The organism is Streptomyces sp. NPDC086023, assembly GCF_044540325.1.
Taxonomy (GTDB): Bacteria; Actinomycetota; Actinomycetes; order Streptomycetales; family Streptomycetaceae; genus Streptomyces.
In genome coordinates, this window is record NZ_JBITRX010000042.1 from 1 (window position 1) to 25,889 (window position 25,889).

Annotated in this window: 15 protein-coding genes, 1 tRNA gene and 1 rRNA gene; 10 read left to right on the plus strand and 7 right to left on the minus strand. The window is 72.8% G+C overall.

The genetic code is table 11. From position 1 onward, the window contains the following. Nucleotides 1-93: ribosomal RNA gene (gene rrf, locus ACIF6F_RS37535) — 5S ribosomal RNA — on the plus strand; the annotation flags it as partial. Nucleotides 94-98: 5 nt separating this feature from the next. Further along, nucleotides 99-174, plus strand: a tRNA-Thr gene (locus ACIF6F_RS37540). A 53-nt stretch (nt 175-227) separates the two neighbouring features. On the opposite strand, the gene ACIF6F_RS37545 is transcribed toward ACIF6F_RS37540, so the two are convergent. Together ACIF6F_RS37545 and ACIF6F_RS37550 are read right to left on the minus strand one after the other, a co-directional pair. Next, on the minus strand, nt 228-644 hold the full coding sequence (locus ACIF6F_RS37545; protein ID WP_399958396.1) for a hypothetical protein: 417 nt from the start codon (nt 642-644) through the stop codon (nt 228-230). A gap of 107 nt (nt 645-751) precedes the next feature. Next, complete coding sequence (locus tag ACIF6F_RS37550) at nt 752-3,421, minus strand: SpoIIE family protein phosphatase (protein WP_399958399.1); 2,670 nt, start codon at nt 3,419-3,421, stop codon at nt 752-754. A 257-nt stretch (nt 3,422-3,678) separates the two neighbouring features. On the opposite strand from ACIF6F_RS37550, the gene ACIF6F_RS37555 reads away from it, so the two are divergent. The 8 genes from ACIF6F_RS37555 to ACIF6F_RS37590 all read left to right on the plus strand — a co-directional run bounded on the left by ACIF6F_RS37555 (nt 3,679) and on the right by ACIF6F_RS37590 (nt 17,409). Further along, nucleotides 3,679-9,177: a HAMP domain-containing protein gene (locus tag ACIF6F_RS37555; protein ID WP_399958402.1), complete on the plus strand. Its 5,499-nt coding sequence runs from the start codon at nt 3,679-3,681 to the stop codon at nt 9,175-9,177. Nucleotides 9,178-9,353: 176 nt separating this feature from the next. Beyond that, nucleotides 9,354-10,040 carry a two-component system response regulator gene (locus tag ACIF6F_RS37560; RefSeq protein ID WP_399958405.1) on the plus strand — a complete coding sequence of 229 codons (687 nt, stop codon included), beginning with the start codon at nt 9,354-9,356 and terminating at the stop codon, nt 10,038-10,040. Between the two features lie 157 nt (nt 10,041-10,197). Further along, nucleotides 10,198-12,909, plus strand: coding sequence for a DNA translocase FtsK (locus tag ACIF6F_RS37565; protein ID WP_399958410.1), 2,712 nt, complete (start codon nt 10,198-10,200; stop codon nt 12,907-12,909). 210 nt (nt 12,910-13,119) lie between these two features. Beyond that, nucleotides 13,120-13,977: a helix-turn-helix domain-containing protein gene (locus ACIF6F_RS37570; protein WP_399958413.1), complete on the plus strand. Its 858-nt coding sequence runs from the start codon at nt 13,120-13,122 to the stop codon at nt 13,975-13,977. A gap of 164 nt (nt 13,978-14,141) precedes the next feature. Continuing rightward, nucleotides 14,142-15,638, plus strand: a complete 1,497-nt coding sequence (rimO, locus tag ACIF6F_RS37575; protein ID WP_399958418.1) for a 30S ribosomal protein S12 methylthiotransferase RimO — start codon at nt 14,142-14,144, stop codon at nt 15,636-15,638. Beyond that, a complete protein-coding gene (gene pgsA, locus ACIF6F_RS37580; RefSeq protein ID WP_399958421.1) occupies nt 15,635-16,360 on the plus strand; it encodes a CDP-diacylglycerol--glycerol-3-phosphate 3-phosphatidyltransferase in 726 nt (241 codons plus the stop codon). The genes rimO and pgsA overlap by 4 nt, the downstream gene beginning before the upstream one ends. 13 nt (nt 16,361-16,373) lie before the next feature. Then, nucleotides 16,374-16,919, plus strand: a complete 546-nt coding sequence (locus ACIF6F_RS37585) for a CinA family protein (protein ID WP_399958426.1) — start codon at nt 16,374-16,376, stop codon at nt 16,917-16,919. A gap of 109 nt (nt 16,920-17,028) precedes the next feature. Further along, the gene (locus tag ACIF6F_RS37590) at nt 17,029-17,409 is read left to right on the plus strand and encodes a helix-turn-helix domain-containing protein (protein WP_399958429.1); all 381 of its coding nucleotides are present in this window, start codon (nt 17,029-17,031) and stop codon (nt 17,407-17,409) included. Nucleotides 17,410-17,552: 143 nt separating this feature from the next. Here the strand turns inward: ACIF6F_RS37590 and ACIF6F_RS37595 are convergent, their stop codons facing one another. From ACIF6F_RS37595 to ACIF6F_RS37615, 5 genes are all read right to left on the minus strand, one after another. Further along, on the minus strand, nt 17,553-17,810 hold the full coding sequence (locus ACIF6F_RS37595) for a hypothetical protein (protein ID WP_399958431.1): 258 nt from the start codon (nt 17,808-17,810) through the stop codon (nt 17,553-17,555). After that, nucleotides 17,807-18,571 (minus strand): SDR family NAD(P)-dependent oxidoreductase, encoded by a 765-nt coding sequence (locus ACIF6F_RS37600; RefSeq protein ID WP_399958434.1) that lies wholly within the window; start codon nt 18,569-18,571, stop codon nt 17,807-17,809. Before ACIF6F_RS37600 ends, ACIF6F_RS37595 begins: the two co-directional genes overlap by 4 nt. 32 nt (nt 18,572-18,603) lie before the next feature. After that, nucleotides 18,604-19,437 (minus strand): Fpg/Nei family DNA glycosylase, encoded by an 834-nt coding sequence (locus ACIF6F_RS37605; RefSeq protein ID WP_399958437.1) that lies wholly within the window; start codon nt 19,435-19,437, stop codon nt 18,604-18,606. 290 nt (nt 19,438-19,727) lie between these two features. Next, on the minus strand, nt 19,728-24,341 hold the full coding sequence (locus ACIF6F_RS37610; RefSeq protein WP_399958442.1) for an ATP-dependent helicase: 4,614 nt from the start codon (nt 24,339-24,341) through the stop codon (nt 19,728-19,730). A gap of 94 nt (nt 24,342-24,435) precedes the next feature. After that, the gene (locus ACIF6F_RS37615) at nt 24,436-25,257 is read right to left on the minus strand and encodes an AraC family transcriptional regulator (RefSeq protein ID WP_399958446.1); all 822 of its coding nucleotides are present in this window, start codon (nt 25,255-25,257) and stop codon (nt 24,436-24,438) included. Nucleotides 25,258-25,889 lie beyond the last annotated feature (632 nt).

Genomic DNA, 25,889 nt, shown 5'->3' on the forward strand with positions numbered 1-25,889 from the left:
ACGCCCGGTTACATTCCGAACCCGGAAGCTAAGCCTTTCAGCGCCGATGGTACTGCAGGGGGGACCCTGTGGGAGAGTAGGACGCCGCCGAACAACCCGCCCTTTTAGCTCAGTCGGTAGAGCGTCTCCATGGTAAGGAGAAGGTCAACGGTTCGATTCCGTTAAAGGGCTCCAAGAAAAAGGCCCCCGCCTTGTGGCGGGGGCCTTTTTTGTTTTCCGGGGCAGGGTCAGGGCAGGCGGGTCGAAGCCTCGGTGATGAAGGTGCGCACCGCCTCCTCGAACCGCCTCTCGATCCCGATGATCACTTGGGCGTCGGCCGCATGGGTGATCTCGCTGAGCTTCTCCGATATGCCTTCCATCAGCCGGCGCAGCTCCGCGTCGTCCGCGACCAGTTGGAGCCGGAAGGCCGCCGTGTCGACCGCGGCGCCCAGGCGGTCGCTGTCGATGTGGGCCGCCAGCAGGGCCTCGTGGTCGCGGGGCTCGTGCCGGCGGCGGAACCAGAGAGTGATCATCGCGCGTTTGAGTTCCGTCACCGCGCCGGCGTACCCGCTGTACGCGGTGATGAGTTCCTGGCGGAGGCGTTCCGAGCGGGCCACGGCCTCCGCGCGGCCGGCCGTGCGCCGTTGGAACCAGTACGTGGTCATGGATCCGATCAAGGTGCCCGCTACGGCCACCACACTCGTGAAGACAGTTTCCACGGCGGTGAGTTGACCATACGGCGGCCCGCTGCGGCCAGCGTTTTCCCGGTGGGTCAGTCGCCTTTGCGGGGTTCCGGGACGCGGAACGCCAGGATGGCCATGTCGTCGGAGGCCGGCTCGGCGGCGAAGCGTTCCACCGCCCGGAGGACCCGGGAGGCGACGGCGCCTGCCGTGAGCCCGGTACAGGTGGTCAGGACGTCCGTGAGGCCGTCGTCGCCCAGCATGCGGGTTCCCTCGCGGCGCTCGGTCACGCCGTCTGTGACGCAGAGCAGGACGTCGCCCGGCTCCAGGGTGAGGGTCTCCTCGTACAGCTCCAGGTCGTCCATGACGCCCAGCAGCGGCTGCGGCTCGGCGGCGGGCTCCACCTCGCCGTTCGGGCGCAGGCGCAGCGGGAGCGGGTGGCCGGCGCAGACCAGCTTCAGGGCCGCCCCGCCGTCCTGGAGCGGGCGGAGTTCGCCGTAGAGCAGGGTCAGGAAGCGGCTGCGGGCGCCCTCGTCGAGGATCGCGGCGTTCAGGCGCTGTAGTACCGCCGGGCCGCCGAAGCCCTCGCGGGCCAGCAGGCGCAGGGCGTGCCGTGCGAGGCCCGTGACGGCCGCGGCCTCGGGGCCCGTGCCGCAGACGTCGCCGATGGCGAAGCCGTACGAGCCGTCGCGGATGGGGAAGACGTCGTAGAAGTCGCCGCCCACCTCGTTGCCCTCACCGGCGGCGCGGTAGATGACCTCGACCTCCATGCCGGGGATGGCGGGCTGGCTCGGCGGCAGCAGGCTGCGCTGGAGCGAGCGGCTGATGGCCATGCGCTCCGAGTAGAGGCGGGCGTTGTCGAGGGCCAGGGCGGCCCGGCGGGACAGGTCCTCGGCCAGTTCGAGGATCTCCTGGCGGAAGTGCTCGTCGGCCGGCTTGCCGAGGGTCAGCATGCCGATCACGCGGTTGCGTGCCATCAGCGGCAGGACGACCGTCTCGCCGCCGACCGCCGCGGCCGTCGCCAGCGTGGTGCCGATGCCGGACGTGTGGTCGGCGGGCGAGCCCAGGCCGACCGCCCGCATGGACGTGCGCAGGGCCGCGTCGTGCGCCGCCTGTGCCGGGGCGTTCCAGGGGCGGACCGTCTGGTCGGTGCCGGGCTCGGGCGGATCGATGCGCGACAGCAGGGACTTGAGGCCGTCGATGAGCTCCTCGTCCTCGTGCAGGACGTACGCCAGGTACGGGTCCGAGGCCTGGTCGGCGATCGTGTAGACGGCGCACCAGGTGGCCAGGGTCGGGACCGTCATCTGGGCCATCAGGGCCAGTGTCTGGTCCCGGTCGAGGGTGCCGGCCAGCAGGTCGGAGGCCTCGACGAGGAAGGAGAGCGAGCCGCGGCGCAGCCGCTCCAGCTCGCCCAGGCGGGCCGATTCGACGGCGAGGGCGATGCGGTCGGCGGCGAACTGGAGGCGCAGGGCCTCCTCGTTGGAGTACCGGGCGGCGGCCTCCGCGGCGACGCCGAGTGAACCGGTCAGCCTGCCCTCGACCTTGAGCGGCACGGTGACCGCCGAGCGCATGCCGGTGCCGTTGAGGAGCGGTACGGCGCCCGGGACGGCCGTGAGGTCCTCGTGGACGGCGGGCATGCGGGCGGAGCCGTAGCGGCTGGTGCCGGCCTCGACGGGGACGCGGGCGAACCGCTGGCGGGTGGAGGGGAGTCCGGTGGTGGCCCGGACCTCCAGCTCCGTCTCGTCGTCGGTGGCGAGGAGCAGGAAGGCGGCGTCGGCGTCGAGCATGTCCCGGGCGCGCTCGACGGTGCGCTGGAGGAGGCTGTCGAGGTCGTCCGGGGCGGGGGAGCCGATGTAGACCTCGAAGGGGTCCGTCGTACGCGACTCGGAGAGCTGTGCCGGGTCGGCGGCGGGCGAGGCGGCGCGGGCGGGGGACTGGAGCACGGCGCGTTCGCTGTCGTGGACGAGCAGGCAGACCGTGGAGGGCTCGCCGGCCGCGTCGCGGACGCGCAGGTGCGAGGCGTAGACGGGGATCACGCGGCCGTCGGCGCCGCGGAGGCCGTAACTGCCCTCCCAGCGGGACAGGCGCAGGGCCTCGGCGATGCCGGTGCCGGTGCCGGGGGTGTGGGGCCAGGCGGCGAAGTCGGCGAGGGGGCGGCCGGTGACCTTCTCGGCGGGGTAGCCGAAGATCTGCTCGGCGTCCTCGTTCCAGGCGGAGATGCGGGCGCCGGCGTCGATCTGGAGGACGGCGACGCGTACGCGCCGGTCGGCGACCGGAAGTTGCGCGTCGGGGATCGCGGGGCCCGCGGATCGGGTCCCGACCGGGCGGGCCGGCAGGTCCAGCTGGAACCAGACGTGTTTGCTGGCCGATTCGTACTCGACGCCCCACCGGCTGGCCATGGCGGCGCACAGCATCAGCCCGCGGCCGCCCTCGTGGTCGGGGGAGGCGTAGGGGCGGTCGGGGTGGCGGAGGGGCACCTCGCGCTCGGGGTAGCGGTCGGCGACCTCGACGCGCACGGCGTCGGCGGAGCGCAGGCAGAGGACGTCGGCGCGGGTGCCGGCGTGGATCACGGCGTTGGTGACGAGTTCGCTGGTCAGCACGACAGCGTCGTCGACGATGTCGGAGAAGCCCCAGCCCTGGAGCGTGTCCCGGACGAACGCGCGGGCCGCGGCGACCGAGCGCCCTACGGGGTCGAAGCTGGCAGCGGCCCGGGCCGTGATCACAGCGCTCCTCGATCGTGTCGCGATGCCCGGCTCCGCCATCGGACCATTCCTCCGTGCCCGGTCGTCTCGGCGCCACCGTCCCCTGCCGGGCAGACCGGGGCGGTTGGACAGTCGGATGCCAGGTTACTTACCTTCGCGGTCACAGCGGGCGCGGACTGCGGGTATTCCACCCGCGGGGTGCGGGTCCCGTGCGAAGGTGCCGAAGTTTTATGGCCGTGTTCGGCCATGGTGAAACACTGGGAAGGCTTGGCAAGGGCAGACCCGGGTAGAGCACGAACCCTTTCGGGAGGGACACGGTGGAGTCTGGCGTGGCGGCGCGGAGGGCCAGTACGCGGGGGAAGAGCGGGCGGCCGCGGCGGGGCGGGACCACGGAAGTGGACTCGGCCGCGCTGGACAGGCTGCTGACCGCGCTCGTCTCCATGCGGGACGGGAACTTCCGCAAGCGGCTGACGGTCTCCGGCGACGGGGTGATGGCGGAGATCGCCGCCGTCTACAACGAGGTCGCGGACCGGAACCTCCACCTGACCGGGGAGATCGCCCGGGTGCGGCGCACGGTGGGCCGCGAGGGCAAGCTGAGCGAGCGGCTGGAGACGGGGGCCTGCGAGGGCTCCTGGGCGGCCGCGATCGACGCGTCGAACCAGCTGGTGGAGGACCTGGCGCGGCCGGTGTCCGAGGTCGGGCGGGTGCTGTCGGCGGTGGCCGAGGGCGACCTGGCGCAGCGGATGGACCTGCGGACGCAGACGGCCGAGGGGGTCGGGCACCCGCTGCGCGGGGAGTTCCTGAAGGTCGGCCGTACGGTCAACAACCTGGTCGACCAGCTGTCGGCGTTCACGGACGAGGTGACCCGCGTCGCGCTGGAGGTGGGCACCGAGGGCAAGCTCGGCGGCCAGGCCCAGGTGCGCGGTATGTCCGGTTCGTGGAAGGACCTGACCGACTCCGTCAACACGATGGCGTACCGGCTCACCGCTCAGGTGCGTGACATCGCTCTCGTCACGACCGCGGTGGCCAAGGGCGACCTCTCGCGCAAGGTCACGGTGCACGTGGCCGGCGAGATGCTGCAGCTGAAGAACACCGTGAACACGATGGTGGACCAGCTGTCGTCGTTCTCGTCCGAGGTGACGCGGGTCGCACGCGAGGTGGGTACGGAGGGCGAGCTGGGCGGCCAGGCCCAGGTGCCCGGGGTCGCCGGCGTGTGGAAGGACCTGACCGACTCCGTCAACACGATGGCGGGCAACCTGACCGCCCAGGTGCGCGGGATCGCGCAGGTCACGACGGCCGTGGCGAACGGCGACCTGTCGCAGAAGGTGACGGTCAGCGCGCGCGGCGAGGTGGCGCAGCTGGCCGAAACGATCAACCAGATGACGGAGACCCTGCGGACCTTCGCCGACGAGGTCACCCGCGTGGCCAGCGAGGTCGGCGCGAAGGGCCTGCTCGGCGGTCAGGCGCAGGTGCCGGGCGCGGCGGGTACGTGGAAGGACCTCACCGACTCGGTGAACACGGTCTTCCGGAACCTCACCACACAGGTGCGCGACATCGCCCAGGTGACCACGGCGGTGGCGAACGGCGACTTGTCGCAGAAGGTCACGGTCGACGTGGCCGGCGAGATGCTGGAGCTGAAGAACACCGTCAACACGATGGTGGACCAGCTCCAGTCCTTCGGTTCCGAGGTGACGCGGGTGGCCCGCGAGGTCGGCGTCGAGGGCGAGCTGGGCGGTCAGGCGCAGGTGCCGGGCGCGGCGGGTACGTGGAAGGACCTCACCGACTCGGTGAACACCGCCTTCCGGAACCTGACCGGGCAGGTGCGGAACATCGCGCAGGTGACCACGGCGGTGGCGAACGGCGACCTGTCGCAGAAGGTCACGGTCGACGTCTCCGGCGAGATGCTCCAGCTGAAGAACACCGTGAACACGATGGTCGACCAGCTGTCGTCGTTCGCCGACCAGGTCACGCGGATGGCGCGGGACGTGGGTACGGAGGGCCGGCTGGGCGGTCAGGCGCGGGTGGACGGCGTCTCGGGCACCTGGAAGGAACTGACCGACTCCGTCAACTTCATGGCCGGCAACCTGACCTCCCAGGTGCGGCAGATCGCGCAGGTGACGACGGCGGTGGCGCGGGGTGACCTGTCGCAGAAGATCGACGTGGACGCCCGGGGCGAGATCCTGGAGTTGAAGAACACCATCAACACGATGGTCGACCAGCTCAGCGCGTTCGCCGAGCAGGTGACGCGGGTGGCCCGCGAGGTGGGTACGGACGGCCGGCTGGGCGGTCAGGCGCAGGTGCCCGGCGTCGCCGGCGTGTGGCGCGACCTGACCGACTCGGTGAACGGCATGGCCGGGAACCTGACCGCGCAGGTGCGCAACATCGCCCAGGTCGCGACGGCGGTGGCGCGAGGTGACCTGTCGCAGAAGATCGACGTGGACGCCCGGGGCGAGATCCTGGAGCTGAAGAACACCCTCAACACGATGGTGGACCAGCTGTCCTCGTTCGCGGACCAGGTGACGCGGGTGGCCCGTGAGGTGGGCACCGAGGGCATCCTCGGCGGCCAGGCCGAGGTGAAGGGCGTCTCGGGCACCTGGAAGGACCTGACCCAGTCCGTCAACTTCATGGCGAACAACCTGACCTCGCAGGTGCGCAACATCGCCGAGGTGACGACCGCGGTCGCGATGGGCGACCTGTCGAAGAAGATCACGGTCGACGCCAAGGGCGAGATCCTCGAACTGGTCACCACCGTCAACACGATGGTGGACCAGCTGTCCTCGTTCGCCGAGCAGGTGACGCGGGTGGCCCGTGAGGTGGGCACCGAGGGCATCCTCGGCGGCCAGGCTCGGGTCCGCGGCGTCACGGGCATCTGGAAGGACCTGAGCGACAACGTCAACCTGATGGCCAACAACCTGACCGTCCAGGTGCGCAACATCTCGCAGGTGTCCGCGGCGGTCGCCAACGGCGACCTGACGAAGAAGGTCACCGTCGAGGCGCGCGGCGAGGTCGCGCAGCTCGCCGACACGGTCAACACGATGGTGACCACCCTGTCCTCGTTCGCCGACGAGGTCACGCGCGTGGCCCGCGAGGTGGGCACCGAGGGCCGGCTGGGCGGCCAGGCGCACGTACCGGGCGTCTCGGGTACGTGGAAGGACCTCACCGAGTCGGTGAACTCGATGGCGTCCAACCTCACCGGCCAGGTGCGGCAGATCGCCATGGTCACCACCGCCATCGCCAAGGGCGACATGACCAAGAAGATCGACATCGACGCGCGCGGCGAGATCCTGGAGCTCAAGACCACGATCAACACGATGGTCGACCAGCTGTCCTCCTTCGCGGACCAGGTGACCCGGGTGGCGCGCGAGGTGGGCACCGAGGGCATCCTGGGCGGCCAGGCCCGCGTGCGCGACGTGGACGGCACCTGGCGCGACCTGACCGAGTCCGTGAACGAGATGGCCGGGAACCTCACCCGGCAGGTGCGCGCCATCGCGGCCGTGGCCACCGCGGTGACCCGCGGCGACCTCAACCTGAAGATCGACGTGGACGCCGCAGGCGAGATCCAGGTCCTCCAGGACAACATCAACACGATGATCGCCAACCTGCGCGACACCACCCTCGCCAACAAGGAGCAGGACTGGCTCAAGGGCAACCTCGCCCGCATCTCGGGCCTGATGCAGGGCCGCCGCGACCTGGACGACGTGGCCTCGCTGATCATGAGCGAGCTGACGCCGGTGGTCTCGGCCCAGCACGGCGCGTTCTTCCTGGCCGTGCCGTCGGGCGGCGCGCAGGAGATCGGCGCCGAGGGCGGCCGGGACGGCGCGTACGAGCTGCGGATGCGCGGCAGCTACGCGTACGCCGGCAGCGCCATGCCGACCTCGTTCCGGCCCGGCGAGGGGTTGATCGGAACGGTCGCCGAGGAGAAGCGGACGATCCTCGTCGAGAACACGCCACCCGGCTACCTCAAGATCTCCTCCGGTCTCGGGGAGGCGCCCCCGGCGCACGTGATCGTGCTGCCGGTGCTGTTCGAGGGCAAGATCCTGGGCGTCATCGAGCTGGCGTCCTTCCAGCCCTTCACGCAGATCCAGAAGGACTTCCTGTCGCAGATCGCGGAGATGATCGCGACGAGCGTCAACACCATCAGCGTCAACTCCAAGACCGAGGTGCTGCTCAAGCAGTCCCAGGAGATGACCGAGCAGCTGCGCGAGCGGTCGGCGGAGCTGGAGAACCGGCAGCGCGAACTCCAGGTGGCCAACGCCGACCTGGAGGAGAAGGCGGAGCTGCTGGCCCAGCAGAACCGCGACATCGAGGTGAAGAACACCGAGATCGAAGAAGCCCGGCAGGTGCTGGAGGAGCGCGCGGAGCAGCTGGCGGTGTCCATGCGCTACAAGAGCGAGTTCCTCGCGAACATGTCGCACGAGCTGCGCACGCCGCTCAACTCCCTGCTGATCCTGGCCAAGCTGCTCGCCGACAACGCGGACGCCAACCTGTCGCCGAAGCAGGTGGAGTTCGCCGAGACCATCCACGGCGCGGGCTCCGACCTGCTCCAGCTGATCAACGACATCCTCGACCTGTCGAAGGTCGAGGCGGGCAAGATGGACGTCTCCCCGACCCGGATCGCGCTGGTCCAGCTGGTCGACTACGTGGAGGCCACCTTCCGGCCGCTGACCGCCGAGAAGGGCCTGGACTTCTCCGTCCGGGTCTCGCCCGAGCTGCCGGCCACGCTGCACACCGACGAGCAGCGGCTGCTCCAGGTGCTGCGCAACCTCCTGTCGAACGCGGTGAAGTTCACCGACAGCGGCGCGGTCGAGCTGGTGATCCGGCCGGCCGGGTCGGACGTTCCGGTGGAGATCCGGGAGCAGCTGCTGGAAGCCGGCTCCCTGCGGGAGGCGGACGGCGAGCTGATCGCGTTCTCCGTGACCGACACCGGGATCGGCATCGCCGCCAGCAAGATGCTGGTGATCTTCGAGGCGTTCAAGCAGGCGGACGGCACGACCAGCCGCAAGTACGGCGGTACCGGCCTCGGCCTGTCCATCAGCCGGGAGATCGCGCGGCTGCTCGGCGGGGAGATCCACGCGGCGAGCGAACCCGGCCGCGGGTCGACCTTCACGCTCTACCTCCCGCTTCACCCGAGCGAGCTGCCCCCGCAGGGGTACGCGCAGCCCGCGCCGGGCAGCCGGAGCGACGGGTTCCGCAGGGTGCCCGTGGCGCTCCCGCCGACGCAGCCGCTCGCACCCGCCCCGGCGGCCGCGGCCCCGGCGGCGGCGGCCCCGGCGGCGGCGGAGACGCCCGGTGCGGCGCCCACGCTGTTCCGGCGCCGTCGCAAGGCGCTCACCGAGCTGGAGCCGCGCCCGGCGCTGCCGGGCCAGGGCGTGCCGGACGAGGCGGCGGCCTGGGCGGGTGCCGAGGCGGAGGAGCCGCCGGCGCCGCGCACGTACGCGTTCCAGGGCGAGAAGGTGCTGATCGTCGACGACGACGTACGCAACGTCTTCGCCCTGACCAGCGTGCTGGAGCAGCACGGGCTGGCGGTGCTGTACGCCGAGAACGGGCGGGAGGGCATCGAGGTCCTGGAGCAGCACGACGACGTCACGGTCGTGCTGATGGACATCATGATGCCGGAGATGGACGGGTACGCGACCACGGCGGCGATCCGGCGGATGCCGCAGTTCGCGGGCCTGCCGATCATCGCGCTGACGGCGAAGGCGATGCAGGGGGACCGGGAGAAGGCCATCGACTCCGGAGCCTCGGACTACGTCACCAAGCCGGTCGACCCGGACTACCTGCTCACGGTCATGGAGCAGTGGATGCACGCCAAGTGATGGCGGGGCGTGGTGGGGGGAACCTTCTGGTCCCCCACCGCGTTTCTGCTTCGGAGACAGTGACATCTCGGTGACAGGGTGTGGCGATCTCGGGAGTGGGGCTACGATGACCGGCACAAGGACGGGCGGGTTCTGCGAGCCGGGGAGGCCCCCTTCGGGGGCGAGGAGGACAGGGCATGGTGCAGAAGGCCAAGATCCTCCTGGTCGATGACCGGCCGGAGAATCTGCTGGCGCTGGAGGCCATCCTCTCCGCGCTCGATCAGACCCTGGTCCGGGCGTCGTCGGGGGAGGAAGCGCTCAAGGCGCTGCTGACGGACGATTTCGCGGTCATCCTGCTGGATGTCCAGATGCCGGGTATGGACGGGTTCGAGACCGCCGCGCACATCAAGCGGCGCGAGCGGACCAGGGACATCCCGATCATCTTCCTCACCGCGATCAACCACGGTCCGCACCACACCTTCCGCGGCTACGCGGCCGGTGCGGTGGACTACATCTCGAAGCCCTTCGACCCCTGGGTGCTGCGCGCCAAGGTGTCGGTCTTCGTCGAGCTGTACATGAAGAACTGCCAACTGCGGGAGCAGGCCGCACTGCTGCGGCTCCAGCTGGAGGGCGGCGGAGCGCAGGCCGGCGCCGCCGGCGCGAAGGAGTCGGCGGGACTGCTCGCCGAACTCTCCGCGCGGCTCGCGGCGGTGGAGGAGCAGGCGGAGGCGCTGTCCAAACAGCTCGACGACGATTCCGCGGACGCCGCCGCGGTGGCCACGGCCGCGCACCTGGAGCGCAAACTCACCGGGCTGCGGCGGGCGCTCGACGCGCTGGAGCCGGGTACGGGCGGCACGTCCCCGGCCCTGCCCGCGGGGACCTGACGACGTCACGGCGCCCGGGCCCGTACGCGGCCCGGCGCCGGCGGCTCTGCTCCCGGCTTCCGACGGAGCGTCAAATCGCGGCCCGGCAGCCCGACACGAACGGGTGAAGGGGTGGGCACACGTGTCCCCCGCCGCCGACACCGGTAACCTCGCCCCCATGGCCTCAAGTACGTCCGGCAAGGGTTCCCAGAGCACGGCGGGCACCGCGAAGGCCCGCACCGGCCGTACGACGGCGGCGGCGAAGAAGGCTGCGCCCGCGCGCAAGCCGCCCGCCAGGAAGGCCGCGCCCGCGAAGCGGGCCCCGGCCAAGAAGGCCGCGGCCCGGCCCGCGGCGAAGGCGGCGCCGTCCCCCACCGGGGGCGTGGTCCGGCTCGTGCGCGCCCTCTGGCTCGGGGTCGCGCACGCCGTGGGCGCGGTGTTCCGCGGCTTCGGACGGGGCGCGAAGAACCTCGACCCCGCGCACCGCAAGGACGGCCTCGCGCTCCTGCTGCTCGGCCTGGCGCTGATCGTCGCGGCCGGCACCTGGTCGAACCTGCGCGGTCCGGTCGGCGAACTCGTCACCATGCTGGTCACCGGCGCCTTCGGCCGCCTGGACCTGCTGGTGCCCCTGCTGCTGGGCGTGATGGCGGTACGGCTGATCCGGCACCCGGAGCAGGTGGACGCCAACGGCCGGATCGGCATCGGACTGACCGCGCTCGTCGTCGGCGTCCTGGGCCAGGTGCACATCGCCTGCGGTTCGCCCGGCCGCGACGCCGGCAGCGCCGCCATCCGGGACGCGGGCGGCCTGGTCGGCTGGGCCGCCTCCCAGCCGCTGGTCTTCACCATGGGCGCGCCGCTCGCCGTGCCGATGCTCCTCCTGCTGACCATTTTCGGCCTGCTGGTCGTCACCGCCACGCCGGTCAACGCCATCCCGCAGCGGCTCCGGCAGCTCGGTGTGCGGCTGGGCGTCGTCGCCCCGCCCGAGGAGGACCCGTACGGCACCATCGCGGGCGAGGAGCACGACGAGGGCCAGTGGCGGGCCCGTACCCGACGGGGCAGCGGGCCCGCCGCACCTGCGGGGAGCCCCGAGGGTGCGGAGGAGGAGGCGCTGGCACGGCGCCGCCGCCCGCGCCGGGCCCAGCCGGCCGGGGACCGGCCGCTGGACGCCGTGGACGTCGCGGCCGCCGCGGCCGCCGCGCTCGACGGCGCCGTACTGAACGGGCTGCCGCCCTCGCCGCTGGTCGCCGACCTCACCCAGGGCGTCGCCCCCGAGCGGCCGGTGGAGACCACCACCCCCGTACCGCTGCCCACGGCCCGGGAGGCGCGGCCCGCCGTCGTCCCCGACCTGACCAAGGCCGCGCCCGAGGTGTCCGAGCCGCTGCCGCCGCGCGCCGAGCAGCTCCAGCTCAGCGGCGACATCACGTACGCGCTGCCCTCACTGGACCTGCTGGAGCGGGGCGGCCCCGGGAAGACCCGCAGCGCCGCCAACGACGCCGTGGTCGCCTCGCTCACCAACGTCTTCGCGGAGTTCAAGGTCGACGCGGCCGTCACCGGCTTCACCCGCGGCCCGACGGTCACCCGGTACGAGGTGGAGCTCGGCCCGGCCGTGAAGGTCGAGCGGATCACCGCCCTCACCAAGAACATCGCCTACGCCGTGGCCAGCCCCGACGTCCGGATCATCAGCCCGATCCCGGGCAAGTCGGCGGTCGGCATCGAGATCCCGAACACCGACCGCGAGATGGTGAACCTGGGCGACGTCCTGCGCCTGGCCGACTCCGCGGAGGACGACCACCCGATGCTGGTGGCGCTCGGCAAGGACGTCGAGGGCGGCTACGTGATGGCCAACCTGGCGAAGATGCCGCACGTGCTGGTGGCCGGCGCCACCGGCTCCGGAAAGTCCTCCTGCATCAACTGCCTGATCACCTCGGTCATGGTCCGCGCCACGCCCGAGGACGTCCGGATGGTGCTGGTCGACCCCAAGCGCGTGGAGCTCACCGCGTACGAGGGCATCCCCCACCTGATCACGCCGATCATCACCAACCCCAAGCGCGCCGCCGAGGCCCTCCAGTGGGTGGTCCGCGAGATGGACCTGCGGTACGACGACCTGGCGGCCTTCGGCTTCCGGCACATCGACGACTTCAACGAGGCGATCCGCAACGGCAAGGTGAAGCTGCCCCCGGGCAGCGAGCGGGAGCTGAGCCCGTACCCGTACCTGCTGGTGATCGTCGACGAGCTGGCCGACCTGATGATGGTCGCCCCGCGGGACGTCGAGGACGCGATCGTCCGCATCACGCAGCTGGCCCGCGCGGCCGGCATCCACCTGGTGCTCGCCACCCAGCGCCCCTCGGTGGACGTGGTCACCGGCCTCATCAAGGCGAACGTGCCCTCGCGGCTGGCCTTCGCCACCTCCTCGCTGGCCGACAGCCGGGTCATCCTCGACCAGCCGGGCGCGGAGAAGCTCATCGGCAAGGGTGACGGTCTGTTCCTGCCGATGGGTGCGAACAAGCCGGTCCGGCTGCAGGGCGCGTTCGTCACCGAGGCCGAGGTGGCCGCGGTGGTGCAGCACTGCAAGGACCAGATGGCGCCGGTGTTCCGGGACGACGTCACGGTCGGGCAGAAGCAGAAGAAGGAGATCGACGAGGAGATCGGCGACGACCTCGACCTGCTGTGCCAGGCGGCGGAGCTGGTGGTCTCCACCCAGTTCGGCTCCACCTCCATGCTCCAGCGCAAGCTGCGGGTGGGCTTCGCGAAGGCCGGCCGGCTGATGGACCTGATGGAGTCGCGGGGGGTCGTGGGGCCGAGCGAGGGATCCAAGGCCCGCGACGTGCTGGTGAAACCCGATGAGCTGGACGGAGTCCTGGCCGTCATCCGGGGGGAGTCTCACTCGTAAGGGATAGGGGGGCAACCGTTTCCCTTGGCCGCGCGTCAAGTTGAGGGAGAGGGGGCGGGGCTGTTACGACAGCTCCGTCGGAGGACGGCGTACGTCATACCGATGCCATACCGATGGCGTACAAAGTCCACCCTCCCGGTTGCTCACCCCTTTCGTAACCCCCCTAGACTGGACCTCCAGCAGGTGGTTACACGCTCGAAAGGCGCCCTCGTGTCCATCGGCAACGCCAACTCCCCCGAAGACGACCGTCCTTCCGACGGCGACGGCCCCTCCATCGGCCGGGCCCTCAAGCAGGCCCGCATCCGTGCCGGGCTCACCGTCGACGAGGTCAGCACCACTACCCGCGTGCGCATCCCGATCGTGCACGCGATCGAGCAGGACGACTTCACCCGCTGTGGCGGCGACGTGTACGCCCGCGGCCACATCCGTACGCTCGCGCGCGCCGTCGGGCTCGACCCGACCGGGCTGATCGAGCAGTTCGACGCCGCCCACGGCGGCCGGCCGGCACCCACGCCCGCCGCACCTCTGTTCGAGGCCGAACGAATCCGGCCAGAGCGGCAGCGGCCCAACTGGACCGCCGCCATGGTCGCGGCGATCGTCGCCGTGATCGGATTCGTCGGCTTCACCGTGTTCAGCGGAGAGGGCGACGGGACGAAGCGGCCGGTGGCGGAAGGTTCCGCCTCCCCGCAGCCCGCGCCCAAGCAGACCGGCAAGGTCATCAGGCCGCCGGCCCCCACCCCGCCCAAGCCCACCGCCGAGCCCTCGGACAGCGCCATCGCGCAGGCCCCGAAGGACCTGGTCACGGTCGTGATGACGGCCGTGGGCGGTGAGAGCTGGATCTCGGCCAAGGACCACAACGGCCGCCTGCTCTTCGACGGCATGCTCGAAGAGGGCGACTCGAAGACCTTCACCGACAAGAAGTCCGTGGACCTCGTCCTCGGCGACGCCGGCTCGGTCAAGCTCTTCGTGAACGGCGAGGAGATCAAGGACGAATTCCAGCCAGGGCAGGTCGAGCGGCTGACCTACACCAAGGACGACCCGCGCGAGGACGCCCCGCAGGCCGGCTGAGCCTCCGGCGCGTGTCGGGCACGGGCCGGTAGCCGGCCGGGAACCGGCCGGAAGCCGGCCGGACGATCTTGTGATCCCCCGGGTGCGACCCCGCATCCGGGGGATCCTTGCTGGTCGGGGGCACCGGGCGGGGGCCGGTGCCGGGACGAAGTAGTCTTGAGTCCATGCCCGAACGCCGTACCGTCGCCCTTGTCACCCTTGGCTGCGCCCGTAACGAGGTGGACTCGGAGGAGCTCGCAGGCCGCTTGGCGGCGGATGGCTGGGAGCTCGTCGAGGACGCCGCCGACGCGGACGTCGCCGTCGTCAACACCTGTGGCTTCGTCGAAGCCGCGAAGAAGGACTCCGTAGACGCCCTGCTGGAGGCCAACGATCTGAAGGATCACGGCCGGACCCAGGCCGTCGTCGCCGTCGGCTGCATGGCCGAGCGCTACGGCAAGGAGCTCGCCGAAGCCCTTCCGGAGGCCGACGGCGTCCTCGGCTTCGACGACTACGCCGACATCTCCAGCCGCCTCCAGGTCATCCTCAGCGGCGGCAGCGTGGAGGCCCACACCCCGCGCGACCGCCGGCAGCTGCTGCCCATCAGCCCGGCCGAGCGCCAGGGCGCGGCGGGCGTGGCCCTGCCCGGCCACGCCCAGGAAACCGACGAGACCCCGGCCCCGGCGCCCGCCGACCTGCCGGACGGCCTCGCGCCCGCCTCCGGCCCCCGCGCGCCCCTGCGGCGCCGCCTGGACACCAGCCCGGTCGCCTCCGTGAAGCTGGCCTCCGGCTGCGACCGCCGCTGCTCCTTCTGCGCCATTCCGTCCTTCCGCGGCTCGTTCATCTCGCGCCGCCCGAGCGACGTGCTGGGCGAGACCCGCTGGCTGGCCGAGCAGGGCGTCAAGGAGGTCATGCTGGTCTCCGAGAACAACACCTCGTACGGCAAGGACCTCGGCGACATCCGCCTGCTGGAGACCCTGCTGCCCGAGCTGGCGGCCGTCGACGGCATCGAGCGGGTGCGGGTCAGCTACCTCCAGCCGGCCGAGATGCGGCCCGGCCTGATCGACGTGCTGACCTCCACCCCGAAGGTCATGCCGTACTTCGACCTGTCCTTCCAGCACTCCGCCCCGGACGTGCTGCGCGCCATGCGCCGCTTCGGCGACACGGACCGCTTCCTGGAGCTCCTGGACACCATCCGGAGCAAGGCCCCGCAGGCCGGCGTGCGGTCCAACTTCATCGTCGGCTTCCCCGGTGAGACCGAGGCGGACTTCGCCGAGCTGGAGCGTTTCCTCACGCACGCCCGCCTCGACGCCATCGGCGTCTTCGGCTACTCCGACGAGGAGGGCACCGAGGCCGTCACGTACGAGAACAAGCTCGACGAGGACGTGATCGCCGAGCGGCTGGCCCACATGCAGCGGCTCGCCGAGGAGCTCACCTCCCAGCGCGCCGAGGAGCGTGTCGGCGAGACCGTCGAGGTGCTCGTGGAGGCCGTCGGCGAGGAGACCGGGGACGAGGACGGCGCCACCGGCCGCGCGGCCCACCAGGCGCCCGAGACGGACGGCCAGGTGATCTTCACCAGCGGCGAGGGCCTGGTCCCCGGGCGTATCGTCACGGCGAAGGTGGTCGGCAGCCTGGGCGTGGACCTGGTCGCCGAGCCCCTGGACCTTGAGGAGGCGGCCGGATGACCGGAGTCCCGGCATCAGCGACGGGCGGCACCGCGCCGCGGCCCGCACCCGGCGGAAAGCTGGGCGCGGCGGCCGTCAACCAGGCCAGCCTGTGGAACATCGCCAACATCCTGACGATGGTCCGGCTCGTGCTCGTGCCGGGATTCGTGCTCCTGCTCCTGGCGGACGGCGGCTACGACCCCGTCTGGCGGGCATGGGCCTGGGCGGCCTTCGCGGTCGCCATGATCACCGACGTCTTCGACGGGCACCTCGCCCGTACGTACAACCTGGTCACGGACTTCGGCAAGATCGCCGACCCGATCGCCGACAAGGCGATCATGGGCTCGGCGCTGATCTGCCTCTCCTGGCTGGGTGAGCTGCCGTGGTGGGTGACCGCCGTCATCCTCGGCCGGGAACTCGGGATCACGCTGCTGCGCTTCTGGGTGATCAGGTACGGGGTCATTCCGGCCAGCCGGGGCGGGAAGCTCAAGACCCTCGCGCAGGGCACGGCGGTCGGCATGTACGTCCTGGCGCTGACCGGAGCGCTCGCCACCTTCCGCTTCTGGGTGATGGCGGTGGCGGTGGTGCTGACGGTGGTCACGGGACTGGACTACGTGCGCCAGGCGGTCGTCCTCCGGCGGCGCGGCCGGGCGGCGGAGCGCGCGGCGGCCGGGCAGGCGCCGGGCACGGGAACGGACGCGACGCCGGGTTCGGAGCCGGGCGCGCGGGGCGTCGACGGCTGACCGCGAGGGAGTCATGACCGAGGTTGTGGGGAGTAACGGGGAAACCGGTGCGGGTGCGACCGCGGCCGAGGTACTCTCCATGCTTGCGGAGCGTAACCAGACCGTCGCTGTGGCGGAGTCGCTGACGGGCGGGCTCGTCGCGGCCGAGCTGACGGCGGCGCCGGGCGCGTCGCGGAGCTTCCGCGGCTCGGTCACGGCGTACGCCACCGACGTCAAGCGCGACGTGCTCGGCGTGGACCCGGAGCTGCTCGCGGCGCGAGGCGCGGTGGACCCGCAGGTCGCGGCCGAGATGGCGGACGGCGTGCGGCGGGTGCTGGGGGCTTCGTGGGGAATCTCGACCACGGGCGTGGCCGGTCCCGAGCCGCAGGACGGCCAGCCGGTGGGGACGGTGTACGTCGCCGTGGCCGGTCCGGCAGGCGGGAAAACGGCTGCGCTGAGGTTGAACGGCGGCCGCGCGGAAATCCGTATGGAGAGTGTACGGAGGGTGCTCGAACTGTTCTCGAGCGAACTCCTGGACAATGCGCGGACACAGGATACGGAACAGAACGGGGGGATTTGATGTTTGCAGCCCTGAGTGAACACGACATCGCTCCCCGCACGGCCGCGGCGCGAGGCGGTACGGTGGGGCGTGAAGGATGCGGCTATACGGTCAGAGGAGGGAGCCACCGATGATTCTGCTCCGTCGCCTGCTGGGTGACGTGCTGCGTCGGCAGCGCCAGCGCCAGGGCCGTACTCTGCGCGAAGTCTCCTCGTCCGCCCGAGTCTCACTCGGCTATCTCTCCGAGGTGGAGCGGGGGCAGAAGGAGGCGTCCTCCGAACTGCTCTCCGCGATCTGCGACGCGCTGGACGTACGGATGTCCGAGCTGATGCGCGAAGTCAGCGATGAACTCTCGCTCGCCGAACTGGCCGCGTCCGCGGCCGCGAGCGACCCGGTACCGGCACCGGTACGCCCGATGCTCAATTCGGTTTCCGTGACCTCGGTCGCGGGTGGACCCGAGCGGGTGACCATCAAGGCGCCTGCCGAAGCGGTGGATGTCGTAGCCGCGTGAGCTGAGCTTGGTACAGGGCCCCGGGGAGGTGCGTGAGGCACCTCGGCCGGGGCTTCGTGCTGTCCGGCGACGGGTCGGCGTGCGGTGGCCGGCGTTCTGGGTGCGGGGTGCGGGGCCGTACGGGAGACTGGCCGGGTGGCGAGCTACGGCTTCTGGGGGCGCATACGGGTCCCCGCCCTGGGTGCGGTGGCCCTGGCCGGTGGTGCGCTGTGGTGGTGGGCCGCGCTGCGGCTGGTGCTGTCCCCGGCCAGTGCCGGGGTGGTCGAGGGCGCCGTGGTGGTCGGGGGCTGGGGGCTGAGCCTGCTGCCGGTGCACTGCGTCCCGCTGGCCAGCGCGCCGGGCGTGTCGGCGGCGCGGAGGCGGGGCGAGGGGGTGCTGTCGGGGGCGCGCGGGGCGGTCACCAGGGCATGGCGACGCCGCCGTTCGGGCGGAGTATCTGGCCGGTCATGAAGGACGACGCGTCCGAGGCCAGGAAGAGCACGGTCTGGGCGATGTCCTCGGCCTCGCCGACCCGCCTCAGCGGGGACATCCGGACCATCATCGCCTCGGTCTGCTCCTGGACCTCGGGCGAGTGGCGGCCGGTCATGGGGGTGCGGATCCACCCCGGCGCGACCGCGTTCACGCGGATGCCCTGCGGGCCCGTCTCGGTCGCCAGGGTCCTGGTGAGCTGGACGACCGCGGCCTTGGCGGCGCTGTAGCAGAGCAGGCCGGGGCCGGCCGCGTCCACCGCCCCGGACGCCATGGTGATGATGCTGCCGGGGGTGCCGGCGGCCAGCATGGCGCGGGCCGACTCCTGGCAGGCGTAGAGGACGCCTTTGAAGTTCACGTCGAGGACCCGGTCGAGGTCCTGGTCGAGGGTGTCGACCACGCTGCTGGTGTGCATGATCCCGGCGATCGCAGCGGTGATGTCGAGGCGGCCGGCGCTCTCGACCGCGGCGCGGATCCCGGCGCGGTCGGTGACGTCGAGCGGGTGGACCACCGCCGTGCCGCCGTCCTCGCTGATCAGGGCGGCGGTCTCCGCGAGGCCCTTCTCGTCGCGGTCCGCGCAGTGGACGGTCGCGCCCGCCCGGGCCAGGAGGCGGGCGGAGGCGCGTCCGATGCCGCTGGCGGCGCCCGTGATCAGCGCGGTGCGGCCCGTGAGGTCGTACGACGTAAGGGGCATGCGGGGACGGTACGGCGGGATCTGACGGACCGTCAACCGGTGCGGCGGGGACGGCCGTGGGCGCCGGTGCCCGTGCGGCCGCCGGGGACGGGGCCCGTCTGGCACTGCGGACACCAGTACGTGGGGCGGTCGTCCTGGGAGGCGCTGCGGATGGGCGTGCCGCAGCGGAAGCAGGAGCGCCGGGCGCGGCCGTACGCGTACAGCATCTGGCCGGGACGGTGGCTGCCGGTGGTGCTGCGGCGGCCGGGGTGGGCGCGGTTCGCCTCCAGGAGGCGATGGGCGAGGTCCACGACCTGCGCGGCGTCGGGCAGCTCCGCCACCGGCAGCCAGGGGGTGACGCGGGCCAGGAAACAGATCTCGGTCTTGTAGATGTTGCCGATGCCGGCCAGGTTGCGCTGGTCCAGCAGGGCCTCGCCGACCGGGCGGGCCGGGTCGCGCAGCAGGTTGGCCTCGGCGGTCTCGGGATCCCAGTCGGGACCCAGGAGGTCCGGGCCGAGGTGGCCCACCGCCTTGTGTTCCTCGGCGGTGCGGAGGAGTTCCAGGACCTGGAGGCGGTAGCCGACGGCCGTGGTCGTCTCGTTGCCCAGGATGGCCCGGATCTGGTGGGCGGGGCCGCCGCGCCACTTCTCGCCCGGGGCGTAGAGGTTCCAGGCCCCCTCCATGCGGAGGTGGCTGTGCAGGGTGAGGCCGCCTTCGAAGCGGGTCAGGAGGTGCTTCCCGCGGGGCGTGACGTCGGTGACGGCACGCCCGGTGAGATCGACGGTGGCGAGGCGGGGGACCCGGAAGTCGCAGCGGGTCAGGGGGCTGGGGGTGAGGGCCTGGTCCAGCCGCCGTGCCGCGTGCCAGACCGTGTCTCCTTCGGGCATGGGGCCATTGTCCTCCCGGACGGGTGCGGGCCGACGGGTGGGGGACGGTGGCCCTGGGCGCGCCCTGCCCGGGCACCCCGGTCCGCCGTCCCGGCCGTCCGCCGTCCCGGCTGTTCGGCGCCGGCCGCCGGGCCCGGCCTGGCGCCGCGGTTCGCTGATCGGTCCCACGGTTCCGGCCTGGCGTCCCGGCCTGGCGCCGCGGTCCGGCGCCCGGTCCGCCGACCGTCCGGCGATCCCGCCGTCGTTCGGCGGCTCGGGTGGGCGGCCCCGTTGTGCCGTACTCGCACCTCCTAGGGCCGCAGGCGCAGGCCTCGGGGGGTGGCGTGGAAGCCGGCGGCTTCCAGGGAGCGGCCCAGCGGGGAGGTGAGGGCGGGGGAGCCGTTGGTGCGCTCCACCGTGAGGGCGCCCACCGTGCCCGCGCGGGCTGCGGCGGCCAGGGCGTCCGTGGCGGCCAGCAGGGCCGGGGAGTCCGGGTCCGGCCAGGCCAGCAGCGTCTTGCCGCCGCGCTCCAGGTAGAGGGTGAGGTCGCCGTCCACCAGGACGACGATCGAACCGGCCTTGCGGCCCGGCTTGTGGCCCGCGCCGGCCGGGGGCTCCGGCCAGGGGAGGGCGGCACCGTACGCGTTCGCAGGGTCGGCGGCCGCCAGCACGCGGGCTTCGAGCGGGGAGTCGGCGCGGTCGCGGGCGGTGGCCGTGGCGCGGAGGCGGTCCACCGCGCCGTCCATGGCGAACTGGGCCGCGCCCAGGCCCTCCACGACGTACCCGCGGCGGGCCTGCCCGCTGTCCTCGAAGGCGGACAGGATGCGGTAGACCGCCGAGAAGCCGCCCTCGATGCCCTCGGCGGCGACCGCGCCCCTGGTCACCACGCCGTGCCGGTCCAGGAGCGTGCGGGCCACCGCGTGGGCGCGGTGCGTGGGGTCCGGCTCGGCCGCCGGGAGGAGCGACCAGCGGCCCGAGACGGTGGGCGGGCCGGTACGGGAGACGGCCGGGCGGGCGGAGGCGGACAGCGTGCCGTACCGGCCGCGGGGAACCGTACGCTTCGCGCGGTGGGCGGTGGAACCCGCCGTACGGCCGCTGCCCAGCAGGGAACGCAGCGGCGCCAGCGTGTCGTTGGTCAGGCGGCCCGACCAGGCGAGGTCCCAGATCGCCGAGGAGAGTTCGAGGTCGGTGGCCTCCGGGTGGCTCCGGCCCACCGACTGCGCGATCTGCCGGAAGAACAGGCCGTACCCGCCCGAGAGGGCGTCCAGGACCGCCTGGTGCAGGGGCGTCAGCTCCAGCGGGTGGGGCGGGGGGAGGAGCAGCGGGGCCGCGTCCGCCAGATACAGGGAGATCCAGCCGTCCTTCCCGGGGAGGGCGCCCGCGCCGGCCCAGACGACCTCGCCGGTGGTGGTGAGCTCGTCCAGCAGCGCCGGGTTGTAGTGCGCCACCCGGGACGGGAGGACGAGCTTCTCCAGAGCGGAGGCGGGCACCGGCGCGCCCTGCAGCTGCTCGATCGCCCTGGCGAGGCCGTCGATGCCGCGCAGACCGCCGCCGCCCACGTGCTGCCACTGGGGCAGGAAGGAGGCCAGCGCGGCGGGCGGCACCGGTTCGAGTTCCTGGCGCAGCGCGGCCAGCGAGCGCCGGCGGAGCCTGCGCAGCACCGCGGCGTCGCACCACTCCTGACCGAGACCGGAGGGGTGGAACTCGCCCTGTACGACCCGGCCCGCCCCGGCGAGGCGCTGCAGCGCGCCCTCGGTGACCGCGACACCCAGGCCGAAGCGGGCCGCGGCGGTCGCAGAGGTGAAGGGGCCGTGGGTACGGGCGTACCGGGCCAGGAGGTCGCCCAGCGGATCCTTGACCGGTTCCGTGAACGCCTCCGGCACGCCGACGGGCAGCGCGGTGCCAAGGGCGTCCCGCAGGCGGCCCGCGTCCTCGATGGCCGCCCAGTGCTCCTCGCCCGCGACGCGGACGCGGATCGCGCGCCGGGCGCGGCTGAGGGCCTCGGGCCAGTCGGGCTCGGCGCCACGGGCCGCCAGCTCCGCGTCGGTGAGCGGGCCGAGGAGGCGGAGGAGGTCGGCGACGCCCTCGACGTCCTTGATCCGCCGGTCCTCCGTCAGCCACTGGAGCTCCGCCTCCAGTTCGGCCAGCACGTCCGCGTCCAGCAGCTCGCGCAGCTCCGCCTGGCCCAGCAGCTCGGCCAGCAGGCGGGAGTCCAGCGACAGGGCCGCCGCGCGGCGCTCGGCGAGGGGGGAGTCGCCCTCGTACAGGAACTGGGCGACATAACCGAAGAGGAGCGAGCGGGCGAAGGGCGACGGCTCGGGAGTCGTGACCTCGACGAGACGGACCCTGCGGGACTCGATGTCGCCCATCAGCTCGGTGAGGCCCGGCACGTCGAACACGTCCTGGAGGCATTCGCGGACGGCCTCCAGGACGATCGGGAACGAGCCGAACTCCGAGGCCACCTGGAGCAGCTGGGCCGCGCGCTGGCGCTGCTGCCACAGCGGGGTGCGCTTGCCGGGGTTGCGCCTCGGCAGCAGCAGCGCCCGGGCGGCGCACTCGCGGAAGCGGGCCGCGAACAGGGCCGAGCCGCCCACTTGGTCCGTGACGATCTGGTCGACCTCGCCCTTGTCGAAGGCCACGTCGGCCGCGCCCAGCGGCGCCTGCTCGCCGTCGAACTCGAAGCCGGGAGCGGCCGGATCGGCGTCCAGCAGGTCCAGGCCGAGCAGGTCCGCGTCCGGCAGCCGCAGCACGATGCCGTCGTCGGCGTGCATCACCTGCGCGTCCATGCCGTACCGCTCGGCGAGGCGGGCACCGAGCGCGAGGGCCCACGGGGCGTGCACCTGGGCGCCGAACGGGGAGTGCACCACCACCCGCCAGTCGCCCAGCTCGTCGCGGAAGCGCTCCACCACGATGGTGCGGTCGTCGGGTACGTGGCCGCACGCCTCCCGCTGCTCCGCGAGGTAGGCCAGGACGTTGTCCGCGGCCCACGCGTCCAGACCGGCCGCCAGCAGCCGCAGCCGCGCGTCCTCCGCGGGCAGGCCGCCGACCTCGCGGAGGAACGCGCCCACCGCCCGGCCGAGTTCGAGAGGACGGCCCAGCTGGTCGCCCTTCCAGAACGGCAGCCGGCCCGGCACGCCGGGCGCGGGCGAGACGAGCACGCGGTCGCGGGTGATGTCCTCGATCCGCCAGGAGGTCGTCCCGAGGGTGAAGACGTCCCCCACCCGCGACTCGTACACCATCTCCTCGTCCAGCTCGCCGACCCGGCCGCCGCCCTTCTTCGGGTCCGCCCCGGCCAGGAAGACACCGAACAGGCCGCGGTCCGGGATCGTGCCACCGGAGGTGACGGCCAGCCGCTGCGCGCCGGGACGCCCGGTGACCGTACCCGCGACCCGGTCCCACACGACGCGCGGACGCAACTCGGCGAACGCGTCGGAGGGGTAGCGCCCGGCGAGCATGTCGAGCACGGCGGTGAACGCGGACTCGGGCAGCGAGGAGAACGGCGCGGCCCGGCGCACCAGGGCCAGCAGGTCGTCCACCTGCCAGGTGTCGAGGGCCGTCATCGCGACCAGCTGCTGGGCCAGCACGTCCAGGGGGTTGGCCGGCACGCGCAGCGACTCGATCGAGCCGGTGCGCATCCGCTCGGTCACCACGGCCGCCTGCACCAGGTCGCCGCGGTACTTGGGGAACACCACGCCCGTGGAGACCGCGCCCACCTGGTGGCCGGCCCGGCCCACGCGCTGGAGGCCCGAGGCGACCGACGGCGGGGACTCCACCTGCACCACCAGGTCCACGGCGCCCATGTCGATGCCCAGTTCGAGACTGGAGGTCGCGACCACGGCCGGCAGCCGGCCCGCCTTCAGGTCCTCCTCCACCAGCGCGCGCTGCTCCTTGGAGACCGAGCCGTGGTGGGCCCGCGCGAGCAGCGGCGGTGCGCCCTGCGCGCGGCCGGACTGGGCCATGATCTCGGCGGGCGGGGCGCCCTCGGGCAGGGCCTCGCCCACCGACCGCTCGTACGCGATCTCGTTGAGGCGGTTGCAGAGCCGCTCCGCCAGGCGGCGGGAGTTGGCGAACACGATGGTCGAGCGGTGGGCCTGCACCAGGTCCGCGATCCGCTCCTCCACGTGCGGCCAGATGGACGGCTTGTCGCCGCCGTCCTGGCCCTCGGTGGCGGGGGAGCCGCCGAGTTCGCCCATGTCCTCGACCGGGACGACGACGGAGAGGTCGAACTCCTTGCCGGAGGGCGGCTGCACGATCTCCACCCTGCGGCGCGGGGAGAGGTACCGGGCGACCTCGTCCACCGGCCGGACCGTCGCCGAGAGGCCCACCCGCCGGGCGGGGCGCGGCAGCAGCTCGTCCAGCCGCTCCAGGGAGAGCGCCAGGTGGGCGCCGCGCTTGGTGCCGGCCACCGCGTGCACCTCGTCGAGGATGACGGTCTCGACGCCGGACAGCGCTTCCCGGGTCGAGGAAGTGAGCATCAGGAAGAGCGACTCGGGGGTCGTGATGAGGATGTCCGGCGGCCGGGTGGCCAGCGCGCGGCGCTCGGCGGGCGGGGTGTCGCCTGAGCGGATGCCGACGCGGATCTCGGGCTCGGGCAGGCCCAGGCGCACGGACTCCTGCCGGATGCCGGTGAGCGGGCTGCGGAGGTTCCGCTCGACGTCGACCGCGAGGGCCTTGAGCGGGGACACGTAGAGCACCCGGCAGCGCTTCCTGGCCTCGGCGGGCGGGGGCGTGCTCGCCAGCTGGTCGAGGGCGGCGAGGAAGGCGGCGAGGGTCTTGCCGGAGCCGGTGGGCGCCACGACCAGCACGTCGGACCCCTCGCCGATGGCCCGCCAGGCGCCGTCCTGGGCGGCGGTGGGCGTACGGAAGGCCCCCGTGAACCAGGAGCGGGTCGCGGGGGAGAACGAGTCGAGCGCGGATCCGGCCATGCCTACCATCGTGCACCCCGACACCGACAACGGCGTTCACCTGCGGTGATGTGGGGGGTGGGGGTCGGTTCGCGGGGACGGGCGCCGGAGCGGGTCAGGGAGTGCGTTCGCGGCGGTAGGCGCCCGGGGGGACGCCCACGATGCGGGTGAAGTGGCGGTTGAGGTGCGGCTGGTCGGTGAAGCCGACGGTCACGGCGGCCTCCGCCACCGGGGTCCCCCCGTCGAGCAGTCTCCGGGCCCGGCGGACGCGGGCGTCCGTGAGCCAGGTGTGCGGCGGCATGCCGTACGCGTCACGGAAGGCCCGCAGCAGGGCGAACGGGCTCGTGCCGAGGGAGGCGGCGAGCTGCTCCAGGGACGGCGGCTCCGTCATCCGCTCCTCCAGGACCGCCCGGGCCCGCGCCGCGACCGCGGCGCCGGAGCCCCGCACCGTACGGGCCGGGAGCGTGCCGCCGTGGCGGCGCAGCAGCCCTGCCACGGCGACCCGCAGCAGGCTGTCCGCGGCCAGCGCGTTGCCCTCCTCGGCCGCCCGGTGGACCTCCTTGATCAGGCGGGAGGCCTCCGGATCGGCCACGACGTCGACGGTGAACCCGGGGGTCCCCCGCAGGGTGGACAGCTCGGCGGCCACCTCGACGATCACGTCGCGGGCCGGGTACAGCGTGTCGTACGACCAGCCCTCCGCAACGCCGGCCCGCGCGGTGTGGGGCACCTCGGGGTTGATCAGGATCACGTCGCCGGCCCCGGCCCTGACCACGCCGCCGGGCAGGCCGACCTCCTCGATGCCGCCGGTCACGGTCGCGACCACGTACCCGTCGTGTGCGTGCCGCGGGAAGGCGTGCCGGACGTACCGGGCGCGCAGCAGGTCGAGGCCGGGCAGGTCCGGGTACTGCCAGTGCCGTGCCCACTCGCCGTTCCCCATGGGTCCATTCTCCGCCGGGCCGGCCGGAGGCCGACGCCCCGGTCCGCCTGCCGAGACCCCGCGGGGCGCCGAGCCGCAGCTCGGCGCCGGGAACCGGCGGCAGGGCGCTGAACCGGCACGAACCGGCCCCCGGCACGGGAGGAAGGGCGCCGCTGCCTCCCGGCACGAGCGACTCGGCACCTACCGGGCCGTGAGGTCCGCTGAGCGGAACTGTCGACAGGTGATCTGCGGGCCCAGACGCCGGCAGGGCTCGGACCGGTATGAAACGCCCCCCCCCCGCATGACGAAAAGCACGCCGCGGCCTCCCGGCATGAGCGACTCGGCACCTGCCGGGCCGAGAGGTCCGCTGAGCGGAACTGTGGGCAGGTGATCCGCGGGCCCAGACGCCGGCAGGGCTCGGACCGGCCGCTTTGGGAGCGCCTGCGGCCTGTTCAGCCCTGGGCGGCCTGTCGGCCGCCGAGACGGCCGAAGCGCGTAGCGATCGTGGGCGGCTTATGAAGGGGCCCTGGCGGCCCGGAGGCCGCCGGGCCGGCCGGCGGGCCTACGGACGCTGACGCGTCCGCCCCGTCGGGGCGCACCCGCACCTTGGTGCGGGGATTCGCACCCGGCACCGCCGGTCCTGAGGTGTCCCC

Coding starts and splice junctions, on each gene's coding strand:
- ACIF6F_RS37615 (WP_399958446.1), bottom strand. CDS start 25,257: ATGGGGAACGGCGAGTGGGCACGGCACTGGCAGTACCCGGACCTGCCC.
- rimO (WP_399958418.1), top strand. CDS start 14,142: ATGCCCGAACGCCGTACCGTCGCCCTTGTCACCCTTGGCTGCGCCCGT.
- ACIF6F_RS37605 (WP_399958437.1), bottom strand. CDS start 19,437: ATGCCCGAAGGAGACACGGTCTGGCACGCGGCACGGCGGCTGGACCAG.
- ACIF6F_RS37565 (WP_399958410.1), top strand. CDS start 10,198: ATGGCCTCAAGTACGTCCGGCAAGGGTTCCCAGAGCACGGCGGGCACC.
- ACIF6F_RS37590 (WP_399958429.1), top strand. CDS start 17,029: ATGATTCTGCTCCGTCGCCTGCTGGGTGACGTGCTGCGTCGGCAGCGC.
- pgsA (WP_399958421.1), top strand. CDS start 15,635: ATGACCGGAGTCCCGGCATCAGCGACGGGCGGCACCGCGCCGCGGCCC.
- ACIF6F_RS37610 (WP_399958442.1), bottom strand. CDS start 24,341: ATGGCCGGATCCGCGCTCGACTCGTTCTCCCCCGCGACCCGCTCCTGG.
- ACIF6F_RS37545 (WP_399958396.1), bottom strand. CDS start 644: ATGACCACGTACTGGTTCCAACGGCGCACGGCCGGCCGCGCGGAGGCC.
- ACIF6F_RS37600 (WP_399958434.1), bottom strand. CDS start 18,571: ATGCCCCTTACGTCGTACGACCTCACGGGCCGCACCGCGCTGATCACG.
- ACIF6F_RS37550 (WP_399958399.1), bottom strand. CDS start 3,421: ATGGCGGAGCCGGGCATCGCGACACGATCGAGGAGCGCTGTGATCACG.
- ACIF6F_RS37585 (WP_399958426.1), top strand. CDS start 16,374: ATGACCGAGGTTGTGGGGAGTAACGGGGAAACCGGTGCGGGTGCGACC.
- ACIF6F_RS37560 (WP_399958405.1), top strand. CDS start 9,354: ATGGTGCAGAAGGCCAAGATCCTCCTGGTCGATGACCGGCCGGAGAAT.